The organism is Dactylosporangium cerinum (assembly GCF_042653625.1).
GTDB classification, from domain to species: domain Bacteria; phylum Actinomycetota; class Actinomycetes; order Mycobacteriales; family Micromonosporaceae; genus Dactylosporangium; species Dactylosporangium cerinum.
This window is the reverse complement of record NZ_JBHSIU010000028.1, coordinates 384,197-398,585: the sequence shown is the minus strand read 5'-3', so window position 1 is coordinate 398,585 and position 14,389 is coordinate 384,197. Positions and strand designations below refer to the sequence as shown.

Genomic DNA, 14,389 nt, shown 5'->3' with positions numbered 1-14,389 from the left:
CTCAGGGAGTTGGGTCGACCGTGCCGCCGGTCTGAGCCAAAAGGTTGCCCAGGCCCAGCCGGGTCGCTACCACGATGAGCAGGTCGCCTTCGCACAGCACGTAGCTGGCCGGCGGTCCCCAGACGGTCTGCCGCCCGCCGTCGGTGGTGACCGCGAGGACCCGGACCTCGCCGACGTCCTCCGCCGCGGCGATCAGGCCGCCGTCGAGATCGGACGCCGCGACGACCGGCACCTCGGCCAGCAGCAGCACCCGGCGGTCGACCGGGATCGTGCCGATCACCTCGCGTTCCAGCAGTGCGGCCGCGAAGGCCGGTGCGGCGAGGTACGAGACGCTGCGCGACGCGGTGATGCCGAACGCCCGCTGCACCCGGTCGGCGAAGGCGCCGTCGAAGAGCCGCAGCACGACCCGCAGGTCCGGCTTGAGCTCGCGGCTTTCGAGGGCCGCCTCCAGGTTGGCCTGGTCGTCGGTGGAGACCACGACGAGGGCCCGGCTGGTGTCGACGGACGCGGCCCGCAGCGTGGCGATCCGGCTGGCGTCGCCGACGATGAACGGCACGCCGCGGTCCCGGGCGGACTGGGCGCCGCGGGCGTTCTCGTTGCGGTCGATGACGACCACCGGCACGCCCAGGTCGACGAACGCGTGCATGACCCGGGTGCCGACGTTGCCGAGGCCGACGAGCACCACGTGGTCCGACAGCGGCTCACGCAGCCGGCCGAGCGCGATCGCCAGTTTCGCGTTCACGACCGCCTCGACGACCGCGGCGGTGATGACGGGGATCAGCGCGATGCTGACCAGGCTGAGCAGCACCGTGACCAGCTTCTCGGGCCAGCGCGCCTGCAGGTCGGGCCCGGCGCCGACGAGTTCGGACAGCAGCGTCACGTAGGCCGCGTCCCACCAGGAGATCTGTTTGTAGTGCGCGATGACGGCGGTGCCGATGGCAAGCAGACCAAGCATGATCATCGCTGTGGTCCACAACCGGCGGCCGACGAGCCCCCGGTAGGCCCGCAACGGGTTGCGCAGCCAGCGCCAGCGGCGGTGCCGGCGGCGCACCGGCCCGGTGTCCGGACCGTCCTCGCGGGGCACGACGGTGCTGACCCGCTCGCCGGTCGCGACGGCGAGCACGAGGTTGGCCGCGCCCTGGTCGGCGGGCAGCAGCGTGGGCTCGCAGTCCTCGGCGGTCACCGCGAGACCGCAGATCACGTCCTCGGCGCGCACCTCGGACCGGCGGGCGACGAAGAGGGTGCGGCGCGCGACCCGGACGTGGACCGGCGCGACCTCACCGAGCGCCTCCGACACGAACGCGGGCGCCGCCATCTGCGCGTCGGACAGCACCCGGGCGTCGGCGAAGTGACGGCGGAGGCTGTAGCCCAGGCGCAGGTTGAACATCCGGATGACGAGCCGTAGCCCGGGATTGATCTCCTGGGCCTGCAGCGCGGCGTCGAGGTTGCCGATGTCGTCCTGCTTGACCAGCGCGAGCGCGTCAGCGCCGGCGAGGTCGGCCCGCTGGAAGGCGTCCCCGTCGGCGTGCTCCGCCTCGACGATCCGCCCGCCACTGTTGCGCACCAGGCGGGCGATCTCGGGCCCGTGCCGGCGGTTGACGCTGGGCAGGATCGCGGTGACGTGCACCCCGTACTGGTTGATCAGCTCCTCGATCAGGCGATACGCCAGGGGGTCGTCACCCCAGACGACGATCTGTTTCGTGGCGGCCGTCCGGGGCGGCCGGCTCGGATCTCCGGCGGGCCCGAGCGACCACGGACGGGTGATCGCCTGAGCGCGGGGAAGCCCACTCCGGAGCCGACGCATCAACCATGATTCGGACTCCACGGCCCGATCCTAACGATGATCACCAACGCCCGGTGTCCCCGCCGATCGACAACTGCCGCGTCACTTTGTCCGGGTTGGTCGTTGAACTGACGATCGGATTTGTCGACCAGATTGGTTTACGAGGATGAACACGTGGTTTCGCCGGGCGGTCGGTACCGTCGGTTTGGCCGGTGGCATGTTGCTGCTCGGTGCCGGTGCCGCACATGCCGATGACGCCTCGCTGGTACCCGGCCAGCTGGACGATCTCTTCTCGCCCGCCGGGGGTCCCAACAACCAGTCGTTGCAGCTCGAGGCACACGGCTCGCGCATCGACACGAGTGCGGCCAGCAGCTCGCAGGCGGGTCGCCGCACCACCACGACGCAGCTGGGCAACCAACTGTCACGCCCTTCCGGCAGCTCCGGACAGCTTCCCAACGTGCTGGACATGATCCCGACGGAGATGCTGGGCCTGCCCCGCACCACGTCGAGCAAGGTCTCCAACATCTCGGCGGCGCCGCGCAACGCCCTGCCGACCGAGGACTCCGTCGCGGCGCTGCCGCTGGTCGGCTCGTTGCAGCAGTTCGGCCTGCCGGGCATGGCCGGGAGGCCGATCGACGCCGTCGGCATGCCGGTCGACGCCGGCGACACGCTGCGGGGCACGTCGATCGCCGACACCCGCACCGCGTTCCCGGCCGTGGGGGGCGAGGCCACCGGCCTTCCCGTGGGCAACGGCGCCGGCGGCGGCCTGCCGCTCGTCGGCGGCGCGGCCGGCGGGCTGCCGGTGGTCGGTGGGCTGGTCCAGGGCCTGCCCGTGCAGGGCACGCTCAAGCCGGTCGACGACCTCGCCATCCCGGTCGGCGCCAAGGGCCAGCGCTCGGGCAACCAGCGGGTGCAGCGGATCCAGGGCACCGAGGCGGCCGGTGGCCTGCCGATCGTGGGTGACCTCCCGCTCGGCGGCAGCGACGTGCTGAAGAACGACTCGGTCACCGGCGTCCCGGTGATCGGCGGCGTCGGCCCGACCCCCGGCGTCAGCACCACCGCGGTCGCGAACCGCTTCGTGCCGACCACGGGCGCCCTGCCGCAGGCGGCGAGCCAGCTGCCACTGGTGACCGAGAAGACCTACGCGCCGAAGCACTCCACGGGGTACCGCCCGCGGCACTCCGCCACGGAGGAGGCGCTGCCGGTCGTCGGCGGGCTTCCCCTGCTCAACGGTATCGCGGGCGGCAACCTCCCGCTCGTCGGTGGGCTGCTCGGCGGTCGCTGAACGTTTCTGGAAAAGGCCGGCCCCGCGTTCGCGGGGCCGGCCTTTTCGCATGCCCCACCAGAGGCGGCAGCAGGCGAGGGTCACCAGGAGCATCACTACTTGCGCAGCGGTGCCCCCGCGGCGTGCAGGTGCCGCAGCGCCTGCGAGTAGGAGTCGACGAACGACGCCGACAGGTAGGAGACGCCGATCTCCGCGCAGTACTTCTCCACGATCGGCTGGGCCTTGCGCAGGTTCGGGGTCGGCATGTTGGGGAACAGGTGGTGCTCGATCTGGTAGTTCAGGCCGCCCAGCAGCACGTCGACCCACACCCCGCCGCGCACGTTGCGGGAGGTCAGGACCTGCTTGCGCAGGTAGTCCAGCTCGTCCTCACCGGTGAGGGTGGGCATGCCCTTGTGGTTCGGCGCGAACGTCATGCCCAGGTACAGGCCGAAGAGCCCCTGGTGCACGGCGATGAACGCGACCGCCACGCCGGGCGACAACAGCGCGAACACGGCAACCAGGTAGAGCACGAAGTGCCCGTACAACAGGAAGCCTTCGAGCTTGGAACGCTTGATCTTGCCGATCGCCCGGGCGCTGGCCACGTGCAGGTTGAACCCCTCCAGCAGCAGCAGGGGGAAGAACAGCAGCGCCTGCCAGCCGCCGATGAGCCGGGCCACGCCCTTGGCCTCGCTCGCCTGCCGCGTCGACCAGACCAGGATGTCCGGCGCCACGTCCGGGTCGTGCTCCTCGTGGTTGGGGTTGGCGTGGTGGCGGGTGTGCTTGTTCATCCACCAGCCGTAGCTCATCCCGATGCCGAGGTTGCCCACCAGCATGCCGATGATCTCCGAGGCGCGCCGCCCACGGAACACCTGCTTGTGTGCGAGGTCGTGCGCCACCAGTGCGACCTGGGCGTACGCGACCGCGAGGACCGCCCCGACCAGCAGCGCCCACCACGACGATCCGGTGAGCGCCAGGGCGGCCCACCCGCCGACGTACAGGGCCGCAACCAGGGTGAAGCGGATGGCGTAGTACCCGGGCCTGCGGTCGAGCAGACCGGCCGCACGGATGTGTTTGGACAACGTCGTGAAGTCGGACGTGCGGTCGGCCAGGATCGTCATGTGTCCAGCGTCTCGGCCTTGGGCCGATCCATCGAGCCGGGCAGCCCCGCTGTTTGTGGTAGGGCTGGCCCTACCATCGGGGACCGTTAGGGTGGGTGGGGTGCCAGTGCTCATCGGCTCGTACGCCGACCAGATCTCGATCTTCGACGACGATTTCAAGCCCGCGGGTCCACCGATCCGCACGTCCTCGCCGTCCTACCTCGCCGCGGGCCCGACCGGTGTGATCTACACGGTCGCCGAGCTCGACGAGGGCCACGTCGCCGCGTTCCGGCCCGACGGCACCCCGATGGGTTCGCTGCCGACCGGCGGCGCCTCCCCGTGCCACCTGGCCGTCACCGACAGGTTCGTCCTGTCCGCCAACTACCAGGGCGGCAGCGTCTCCGTGTTCGCCCTCGACCCCGACGGCCGCCTGGCGTCCCGCACCGACCTGGTGCAACACGCCGGCCACAGCGTCCACCCGGTCCGGCAATCCGCTCCGCATGCCCACCAGGTGACGGTCCGCGATGCCACCGTGCACGTGGTCGACCTCGGCCTGGACGAGATCATCCACTACCGGTTGACGCCCGGCGGCACCCTCGAACGCTTGCGCGCCACGAGCACGACCCCGCTGGGCAGCGGCCCGCGGCACCTCGCGCTGCACCCGGACGGCCGGGTCCTCGTCGCCAACGAGCTCTCCTCGGCCGTCGCCACCCTGAGCCCGGACTTCGACGTCCTCGACGTCCAGCCGTCCGTGCTGGTCCCGCCCGCGGGCGACAACTTCCCCAGCGAGCTGCTCATCTCCCCGGACGGCACGCGGCTCTACGTCGCCAACCGCGGCAACGACACCATCGCCACGTTCGCGGTGACCTCCGCAGGCCTGTCGCCCCTGGACGAGGTGTCGACGGGCGGCACCTGGCCGCGCCACTTCGCCCTGATCGACGGTGCCCTCGTCGTGGCCAACCAGCACTCCGACACCGTCACGCTGCTGGAGCTCGACCCGGGCACCGGCGTGCCCCAGCCCGGCCGGGTCGTCCTGGAGCACCCGTCCCCGAGCATGGTCCTGCACCTGCCCTGAGCAGGTCAGGCACTCTCCTCCTGCACCACCATCGGTGCAGCGTTGAACTCCATCGCGTCGAGGGCGGCCCGCAGCCTGGGCAGGTCGCCCTCGGCCAGCTGGAACGACGCCCGGCAGATCTTGTCCACCCACAGCGAGACGACCACAGTGCCGCGCATCGGGTGACAGGTCACCCGCATGGTGCGGTCGTCGCCCCGCACGTCTTCGAACACGTCGCCCGACTTGGGCAGCGCCACAAGCTCACCCATACACCCCATGCTGCGGTACTGAACGCTCGTTCTTCAACCCTTCCGCTCCCTTCTCCCCCACGCACTCATCCGCGCGGCCGTCCGCCACCCCGCCGCCCTCACTGCATAGATCAGTGTCGCTGCACCGTGATCCGGAAGACTTCTGGTCGCGCAGGCGGCAAGAAGTCTTCGGATCATGCGTGACCCCCGGCCCACACCACGACCACGGACGCCGCGGTGCGGCGCTTCGCCCCGGGGCGGGTCAGGCGGCTTCGGTGAGCGGGGTCTTGCCCTTGGCCGGGATGGAGTCGAGGACGGCGCGGATGTCCTGGGTGCGGTCGGCGTCGACGGGGGTGACCGTGATGTCGAGGCCGGGGCGGTTCGTCTCGACGGCGCGGGTGTTCTTCGCGCGCTGCTGCGGGACGCGACGCTTCTTGTTGGTGATCGTGGAGGCGACGATGGCCGACTGGCGGGCGGCGTCGAGCGTGTCGCGCAGCTCGGCGGCCTCCTCGGCGACCCCGGCGGCCTCCTCGGCGAGAGCGTGGGCGGCGACGACCGCCACGTCGGCGGCCTTGACGGCGGTGCGCTCGGCCGCGGCGGCGGCGTCGTAGAGGCGGCGGGCCCGGCTCTCCGCGGAGCGGCGCAGCTCGATCTCGCGGGCCTGCAGCTCATGCAGCTGGTCCCAGCCGGAGGCGCCCTTGAAGACCGACTCGAGGGCGTCGACGGTGATGTCGCCGCGCTTGAAGGCGGCGAGGGCGGCCCGGGACACCTCGCGCTTGCCTTCCTCCTCCGCGTCGGTCGGCTCCGAAGGGTCGACGGCCGCGGCGATGCGCAGGGCCTCCTCGTAGGCCTTCTGAGCGACGTCGAACGTGGTCCAGGCGATCTCGCGGGCCTGCTGCGCGGCGAGGGCGCGGGCCTGAGCCTCGACGACCTCGAGCTGGGCGCGCTTGGCGGCGGCGGCGGTCGCGGCGGCCTGACGGATCAGCTCGCCGGCCTCGACGCGCAGGCGGGCGCGCTCGGCGGGGCTGAGGCTGGCGTCGGCCTCGGCGACCTCGGCGCGGCGCTCGGCCCGGTTGATGCGGTGCAGGCTCCACCGGGACAGGATCGCGGCGAAGAGGATGAACAGGATGATGACGCCCATCAGCGCGGCCCACACGACGAGAGCGCCGGTGATCGGGTCGAGGCCGAGGATGCCCCTGCCGCCGTCGAGCGTCCAGGGCAGGCCCTCGCCTGTGGATGACCCGTGGGTGGCGGGTGCGGAAAGAGCCACGGGGCGACCTCCGGCTGTGCGTGTCACTACAGCGTAATGGTCATGAGCTGGGCGGGTCGACCCATCGAAGGGTGACAATTCGATGAAAAGCCGGACACAAATTGTCACGGCTACCTGGAAAAGTGCCGGTCAGCAGGGGTGACGTGGTGGCGGACGGTGATGATCATCAGGTTGCTGTCGGAGACTTGTCACCAGAACGTGATCGTGAACGGTAATTCAGGTGTCCCGCCGGCGGGTGATCGCTAGCGTGCGCCACATGTGCTTGCGTGTCGTGCTCTCGCCGCCCATCCGCTAGCGGGCAGGCGAACGACCCCGGAAACTGCGCCGGCGAAAGGGTCCGGTGCCGGTGAAGGCTGCCCGCGTTTCGTGAAGGTCGGCATTCTCACGACAATTCGGGAGTCAAGTACAAATGGTACATAACCATTCTCTGTCCACAGGGCGGGGACTGTTCTTCATCGCGTTCGCGGCCGCCTCGTGGGGCGTCGGCGGGTTCGTCGCCGCCGTCCTGTACGACCACAGCGGGCTCGGCCCGATCGCGGTCACCTTCTGGCGATACCTCGGCGGCCTCCTGCTGCTCACCGCAATGCGGCCACTCAGAAATGCCCGCACCGGCACGACCCGCCCCAGCAGGCCGACCATGAAGTGGATGGTCGTCAACGGGCTCGGGATGGCGCTCTACCAGACGGCGTACTACGTGGCGATCGACCTCGCCGGCGTCGCCGTCGCCACCGTCGTCGTCCTCGGCTCCGGGCCGGTGCTGGTCACCCTCGGCGCACGGGTGTTCCTCGGCGAGCGGCTCGGCCGGACCGGCGCCGCGACCGTGGCCGTCTCCCTCGCCGGCCTGGTGCTGCTGACCGGCGACGTCAACCAGGACGGCGGTGGGGAACATCCGATCCTGGGCCTCGCGGTGGCACTGGTGTCCGCGGCCGGATACGCCGCCGTCACGCTGCTCAACCGGGCGGCGAAGGACGACCCGTACGACTCGGCGCTCGGCGGTTTCGTGGTCGGCGCCGTGGTGCTGCTGCCGCTCGCGCTGCTGGAGGGCCTGCTGCCCACGCGCGGCGGGATCGGGGCGACGGCCGGGCTGCTGGCGTTCCTCGGCGCGGTGCCGACCGCCCTGGCCTACGCGCTGTTCTTCGCGGGCCTGAGCGTGGTCAGGGCCACGACCGCATCGGTCGTGGCCCTGGTCGAGCCGCTCGCCGCGGTGGCGCTCGGCGTTCTGGTCCTGCACGAGCCGCTGACCGGGTGGTCAGCGGCCGGTGCAGGGTTGTTGCTGTCTGCGGTCGCAACCCTCAGCCTGACCGAAGGCCAGGCCGAGGGTCAGGCAGCACGGCGCAGCCGCACCACGGCGGTGACCGCGAACGCGCCCGCCGCGACGGCCGCGGCGAGCCCCCACCACCACCAACGGGAGGAGGAGGGAGCCGGCGACACCGGCCGCGCCGCGGCAGCGGGCGGCGGTGTCTGGGCGGGACGCGACTCCACCACCGACGTGGCCTTGACCGGGCTCGCGCCCGGCCCGGTGACCACGACGGTCCACGTGCCCGGCGAGAGCACCGGACCCGAGGTGTAGAAGCCGCGGCCCTCCGCCGCGGCGTTGAGCTGCAGGGGGCCGACCGTCCGGCCGCCGGCCGCGGACGCGGTCAGCACCAGCCGGAGGTCGCCCTCGGCCGGGCGGCCGTCCGCGCTGAACGCGCGGACGGTCACCCCCTCGGCGCCGTCCCCGGCGACCTCAAGAGTGAGGTCGCCGGGAGCGCCGAACGCAGTGGCCGGACCAACGAACACCATCATCAGTCCGGCCAGGACTGCAAGAACACGAGCGATCACAGTTTGCCGTTCTTCTTCAACCGGTTCGGGTCCTCGTCGAGCCGGCCGGTGCCCTTCAGTGACTTGCCGGCGTTGGCTTGCACCCCGGCGTTGTTGGGAGGCGTGCCGCCGAGCCGCACCGTCATCGCGTCCGCGTCACGGATCAACGTGTCGCGGACCTCGGCCTCGGGCACGAGCTTGGCGGTCAGCAGGGTCCGGAAGGCGGCGAGCTCCTTCAGGGCCTTGGTGTCGTTGCCGTTCGCCTCGGCCTTGCGGGCCTTGGCGAGCTGGTCGGACAGCTGGGTGTACGCCTTGTTCGTCAGCCGGCTCGTCGCCTTGAACCGGTCCAGCAGGTTCTGCATGTCCCGGAACGAGGTGGTGACGAAGAACCGGACGGTGCTGGTGGTGGCGTTGCCGGCGTTGTCGGTGCCGACGACGACCAGCTCGTGCATGCCCAGGTCGAGCTCGTACATGGCCTGCAGGGTGCCGGTCTGGTACGCGCCGCCGTCCAGCGATCCGGTGACCGACCGGATGCCGGAGACCGGGTCGATGGCCTGCCAGGTGACGCGGACGTCCTGGCTGTCGCCGTAGAGCTGGCCGTCGGCGAGGCCGGCGACGATGACCGTCGGCGCGGTGCCGTCGATCTTCAGGATGGCCGACTTGAGCGTCTCGGCGTTGCCGGCCGCGTCGGTGGCCTTGTAGAGCAGCTCGTGCTGGCCGTTGCCGGTCACGTTGACCGGCGTCGTGTACGCCGTCCACGGGCCGCCGTCCAGCGACCATTCCACCTTGGCGACACCGGCGCCGGCGTCGGTGGCGGCGAGCGTCACCGGGGTGGCGCCGTTGTGCCAGCCGGCGTCGGTGGCCGGCGCGAACGCCGCCGTGGTGACCGGCGCGGTCGCGTCGATCTTCACGGTCGCCGTCTGGACGGCCGCGACGTTGCCCGCCTTGTCCGACGCACGGTACTTCACCGTGTGCGTACCGTCGCCGCTGATGGCAACGGGAGCGCTGTAGGCGGTCCAGGTGCTGTCGGCGTCGAGCTGGTATTCGAGCTTGTCGACGCCGGAACCGCCCGCGTTGTCGGTCGCCGCGAGGGTCACGGTGACCGGGCCGGTGTACCAGCCCGCAGTCGGCGGAACGTCCGACGAGACGGTGGACGTCGCGACCGGTGCCGTCGTGTCCACCACGGCCGTGCTGAGGCGGAAGTAGTCGAACGACGCCGGCTTCGACGCGGTCTGCGCGTTGCCGAGGGTGTAGAGGCCGACCTTGGTGTTGGCCGCCACGGCGGCGTTGGTGAGGGTGCCGATCGGCGCGAAGGTCACGCCGTCCGCCGAGTACGAGGCGGTGTAGGCGTCACCCACCTTGGCCAGGCGCAGGTACCAGACCGAGGAGGTCAGGTTGCCCGCCTCGGGCTGCGGGTTCTGCACCGCTCCGCCGATCTCGCTGCGGAACTCGATCCGCCGCGTGACCGGCTGCGCCGGCTGGTTGTCGACGATGAAGTCCAGCTTGACGTAGTTGTCGTCGTCGCCGTAGACGATCAGACCGCCCTGCTGGTACTGCTCGTTGAACAGCGACCCGTCGACCTTCGTGTCGAGCGTGAAGTCACCCGAGGGCGCCTTCTGCAGGATGAAGTTGGACGGTCCGCTGTTGCCGGTGCCGTAGATGTCGCCGTTGGGGACGTCGACCTGCAGGACACCACCGGAGACCCGGTACTTCGTGGAGTCCTCCCGCACGATCGCGTTCCACCGGCAGTGGTCCAGCGTGGACCCGGTGAACTCGTCGTTCGGCGAGGCCACCGTGGCGGGCTCGTCCGGGACCAGCTGGAAGTAGTCGAAGCTCGCGTTGACGACCGGCGCGGTGGTGCCGCCGTTCAGCGCGAACAGACCGACCTTCGGGTTGGCGATGCCGGCGAGCGCCGCCGACCGGCCGACCGGGACGAACGTGGTGCCGTCCGCCGAGTAGGACGCGGTCAGGTTGGTGCCGTCGGAGGCGATCCGCACGTAGTACGTGTCGCCCGGCTGGGCCGGGATCGCGTCGGCGCCCTCGTTGCGGGGGGTACCGGCGGTCTCACGGATGAACTCGATCTTGCGGGAGTCGCCGTACAGCAGGTCGACCTTGGCGTAGTTGTCGTCGTCGCCGTAGACGATCAGACCGGCCTGCTGGTAGTTCGCCGCCGCGGTGAGCGTGATCTTCGTGGTCGCCTGCCACGCTCCGCCGGGTGCCGGCTGCAGCACCAGGTTGGTCGCGTCGTTGCGGCCGCCGTAGAGGTCACCGGCGGCGGTCGGCAGGATCAGCGAGCCGCCCGCGACGGAGAACGTCTGGTTCTCCCGGACGACCGTCCACTTCGCACGGTCCAACGTGGACCCGAGGAAGTCGTCGGACTTCGCACCGAAGCACGACGTGTTCGGCGCCTCAGCCCGCACGGCGACCGTGCTGTACCCCTTCGCCCCGCGGGCGTCGGTGACGGTCAGCGTCGCGGTGAAGTTCCCCGCGGCGGTGTAGGTGTGGCTGGCGTTGGCCGTCGTGGCCGTGCCGCCGTCGCCGAAGTCCCACGCGTAGGTCAGCGGCGTGTCGCCCTCGGCGTCGGTCGCCGAGCCGGTGAACGCCACGTTGAACGGCGTCGTCCCGGTCGGCGGGGTGGCGGTCGCGGTGACCACCGGCGGCGCGTTGTCCGTCACGCCCTTGCCGATGAAGTCGACCCAGTTGACGTTGTAGCCGGCTCCGGAACCGGTGGCGATGAAGTACAGCGGGCCGGAACTGGTGCTGGCGGCGACGTCCACCGTCAGGTCCACATAGGTCTGCCAGCCGCCCGTGCCCGGCACCGCGACGGATCCGACGATCGGGCCGTCCAGCGCGCCGGTGCGGATCTGGATCGTGCCGCCGGTGGCGTTGTTGCTGGCGGCGCGGATCTTCAGCTGGCTGATGCCGGTGAGGTTGGCCGGTGCGAAGGAGAACCAGTCACCCTCCTCGACGAAGCCGATGTTCTGGAACCCACCCTGCGGGTCCCCGGTCGTCTCCGTCCGCACGCCCGGGTCGCCGCCGGCGGTCGAGCCCGGCACCCGCCCGGTGGCCGCGAAGTACTCGGCCTGCTTGCGCTTGGGCTGCAGCTGGACCAGCGACCGCCCGGTGAGCGGCCCGGCACCACCGGCGCCACCACCGTCCACGTAGGACGCCTCGATGACGGCGAAGACGTCGGCGTCGGCGCCGTGCCCGCTGGCCAGGGAGGTCTGGACCGTGCCGCTGCAGCCGGTGTACTGGTTGAGCGGGTGGGCGTGCTCGTCGTGGCCCAGCAGGTACTGGACCTGGACCTTCGAGCAGTCGACCGGGCCGTCCTCGGGGTCGGTCACGGTCACCGTGAACGCGACCTGGTCGCCCCACTGGTAGAAGCCACCGTCGGGCGGCAGCGTGATGGTGACCTTCGGCGCGGTGTTGCCGACCGTGACGGGCACGTTCGCCGTGGCGCTGCGCCCCTCGCTGTCGGTGACGGTCAGCTGGGCGGTGAAGTTGCCGTTGCTGGTGTACGTGTGCGTCGGGTTCGGTTCGCTGGACGTACCCCCGTCGCCGAACGACCAGGCAAAGGTGATCGTCTGCCCGTCGGGGTCGCGGGAGCCCGCGCTCGAGAACTGCACGGCGAGCGGGGCGGGGCCGCTGGTCGGGTTGGCCGCGGCCTGCGCGATCGGGGCCCGGTCACCGGCGATGTAGTCGATGCGGTAGACGCCGGAGTCGTCGTTGTTGCCGCCGAAGCCGGTGCCCCACTCGATGAGGTAGAGCGCGCCGTCGGGGCCGAACTCCATGTCCATCGGCCGGATCGTGCTCATGCCGACCAGCGCCTGGTTGATGTCCACAAGGGACTTGCCGTCGGCGCTGACCTGCATCGTGTAGAGCTTGTTCTGGTTCCACTCGCCGAAGATGGCCTTGCCGTCGTAGTACTGCGGCCACTTCCTCTCCGAGGTGGAGTCCGCGTTGTACCGGTAGACGGGACCACCCATGGGCGCGCCGCCGCCGCCGATCTCGGGGAAGCGGGGGTTGCCGTCGTAGTCGTAGTCGACGGTCGCCGCGATGACCGGCGGCAGGTTCGTCAGGCCGGTGTTGTTGGGCGAGTTGTTGACCGGTGCGGCGCAGTCGAACGCCGGTCCGGCCGGGCCGGACGGGAACGTCCAGTCGCGGTAGGGCACGTTCGCGCCGGTGCAGTAGGGCCAGCCGTAGTTGCCGGGCTGCCCGACGATGTTCCACTCGACGGTGTTGCCGGGGCCACGGTTCGGGTTCGCCTGCGCGGCGTCCGGGCCGTAGTCACCGACGTAGAGCGTGTTGGTCTTCGGGTCGACGCCGATGCGGAACGGGTTGCGGAAGCCCATCGCGAAGATCTCGGGACGGGTCTTCGCGGTGCCGACCGGGAACAGGTTGCCCGACGGGATCGTGTACGTGCCGTCGGCCTGCGGCTTGATCCGGATCACCTTGCCGCGCAGGTCGTTGGTGTTGCCGGCGCTGCGCTGCGCGTCGTAGTCCTGCCGCCCGGCCCGCTCGTCGATCGGCGCGTAACCGTCGGACTCGAACGGGTTGGTGTTGTCACCGGTGGCGAGGTACAGGTTGCCGGCGCTGTCGAACGTCATCGTGCCGCCGGCGTGGCAGCAGGTGTTGCGCTGGGTGTCGACCTGCAGGACCTGCTTCTCGCTGCTCAGGTCAATCGTGTCACCGACCGCCGTGAACCGGCTCAGGACGTTGCGGGGTCCGCCGCCGTTGGGTGCGTAATACAGGTACACCCAGTGGTTCTGGGCGAATCCCGGGTCGAGCGTGATGCCGAGAAGCCCGTCCTCGTTGCCGGTGAAGACCGGGACGGTCGCGGCGGTGACGGTGGTGTGCGTGTCCGGCTTGACGATCTGGACCCGCCCGTCACGCTCGATGTAGAAGACCCGCCCGTCGGGCGCGACCGCGAGCTCCATCGGGTTGTTGGTGTTGCTGTCCAGCGTGGTCTTCTCGAAGCCGCTGGTCAGCGTGGCGCTGCAGTCGGACTTGAGCACGCCCGCGGCGGTCTCGATGCCGCCGAGCAGGTGCCCGAGGAACAGCGGGTCGGTGTAGGACTCCTGGGTGTGGCCGGCGCCCGTGTACCAGGAGCGCCCGCCGTCGTAGTCGCGGCACCACGCGAACGGGTGGTCGGCGCCCATCGCGCCGGTCCCGGGCGTGTAGCTGCTCTCGTCCAGGCTGGCCAGGACGTGCACCTTGCTGCGGGGGTTGGCGCGGAAGTTGTACCACTCGTCGTAGCGGCTCCACCGGTCCGGCAGGTCCTTCGTGGACGGATGCGCCGGGTCCTCGACCTTGATGGTGGCCTGCTGCTGCGCGGGGTGGGCGCTGAAGTAGGCGCCGACGAGCTCGCCGTACCACGGCCAGTCGTATTCGGTGTCGCTCGCGGCGTGCACACCGGCGTAGCCGCCGCCGGCCTTGATGTACCGCTCGAACGCGCCCTGCTGGTTGGCATCGAGCACGTCGCCGGTGGTGGACAGCCAGACGACAACTTCGTATTTGGCGAGGTTGGCGTCGGTGAAGGCGCCGGCGTCCTCGGTGGTGTCGACGGTGAAGCCGTTGGCGGCGCCGAGTTGCTGGATGGCGGCGATTCCGGCGGGGATGGCGTCGTGGCGGAAGCCCGCCGTCTTGGAGAACACCAGGACGTCGAACGGGTCGACGGCCTGGTTCTGCACCGGGGCCTGAACGGGGGCCTGGACCGGGGCGGCTTGAGCGGCGACGGCCGGGAGGGCGACGGCCGCGGTGGTGATGAGGGATATGGAGGCAAGGCTGAGTAGCGCGCGTGACGCGCGCTGGCGGGTGGTAAACACGGAGCTCCTTGTGCGGGGTGGACACAGGTCGCTGCGCGCAACGGT

The 14,389-nt window shown here is 70.8% G+C and carries 8 protein-coding genes; 3 read left to right on the top strand and 5 right to left on the bottom strand.

All coding sequences use genetic code 11. The features are described 5' to 3' along the window. Position 1: 1 nt before the first annotated feature. On the bottom strand, positions 2-1,804 hold the full coding sequence (locus ACFPIJ_RS24570) for a potassium channel family protein (protein ID WP_380117559.1): 1,803 nt from the start codon (positions 1,802-1,804) through the stop codon (positions 2-4). Between the two features lie 145 nt (positions 1,805-1,949). Between ACFPIJ_RS24570 and ACFPIJ_RS24565 the strand changes: the two genes are divergently transcribed. Beyond that, on the top strand, positions 1,950-3,068 hold the full coding sequence (locus ACFPIJ_RS24565) for a hypothetical protein (RefSeq protein WP_380117557.1): 1,119 nt from the start codon (positions 1,950-1,952) through the stop codon (positions 3,066-3,068). Positions 3,069-3,163: 95 nt separating this feature from the next. Here the strand turns inward: ACFPIJ_RS24565 and ACFPIJ_RS24560 are convergent, their stop codons facing one another. After that, positions 3,164-4,165: a fatty acid desaturase family protein gene (locus ACFPIJ_RS24560; RefSeq protein WP_380117555.1), complete on the bottom strand. Its 1,002-nt coding sequence runs from the start codon at positions 4,163-4,165 to the stop codon at positions 3,164-3,166. A 100-nt stretch (positions 4,166-4,265) separates the two neighbouring features. Between ACFPIJ_RS24560 and ACFPIJ_RS24555 the strand changes: the two genes are divergently transcribed. Continuing rightward, positions 4,266-5,219: a lactonase family protein gene (locus tag ACFPIJ_RS24555; RefSeq protein WP_380117553.1), complete on the top strand. Its 954-nt coding sequence runs from the start codon at positions 4,266-4,268 to the stop codon at positions 5,217-5,219. Positions 5,220-5,224: 5 nt separating this feature from the next. Here the strand turns inward: ACFPIJ_RS24555 and ACFPIJ_RS24550 are convergent, their stop codons facing one another. After that, complete coding sequence (locus ACFPIJ_RS24550) at positions 5,225-5,467, bottom strand: hypothetical protein (RefSeq protein ID WP_380117551.1); 243 nt, start codon at positions 5,465-5,467, stop codon at positions 5,225-5,227. Between the two features lie 241 nt (positions 5,468-5,708). Then, entirely contained in the window at positions 5,709-6,716 is a 1,008-nt protein-coding gene (locus ACFPIJ_RS24545; RefSeq protein ID WP_380117549.1) for a hypothetical protein, read from the bottom strand. 409 nt (positions 6,717-7,125) lie between these two features. Between ACFPIJ_RS24545 and ACFPIJ_RS24540 the strand changes: the two genes are divergently transcribed. After that, positions 7,126-8,286, top strand: coding sequence for a DMT family transporter (locus ACFPIJ_RS24540; RefSeq protein ID WP_380117547.1), 1,161 nt, complete (start codon positions 7,126-7,128; stop codon positions 8,284-8,286). 250 nt (positions 8,287-8,536) lie between these two features. On the opposite strand, the gene ACFPIJ_RS24535 is transcribed toward ACFPIJ_RS24540, so the two are convergent. Continuing rightward, the gene (locus ACFPIJ_RS24535; RefSeq protein ID WP_380117545.1) at positions 8,537-14,344 is read right to left on the bottom strand and encodes a ThuA domain-containing protein; all 5,808 of its coding nucleotides are present in this window, start codon (positions 14,342-14,344) and stop codon (positions 8,537-8,539) included. Between the last annotated feature and the right edge of the window lie 45 nt (positions 14,345-14,389).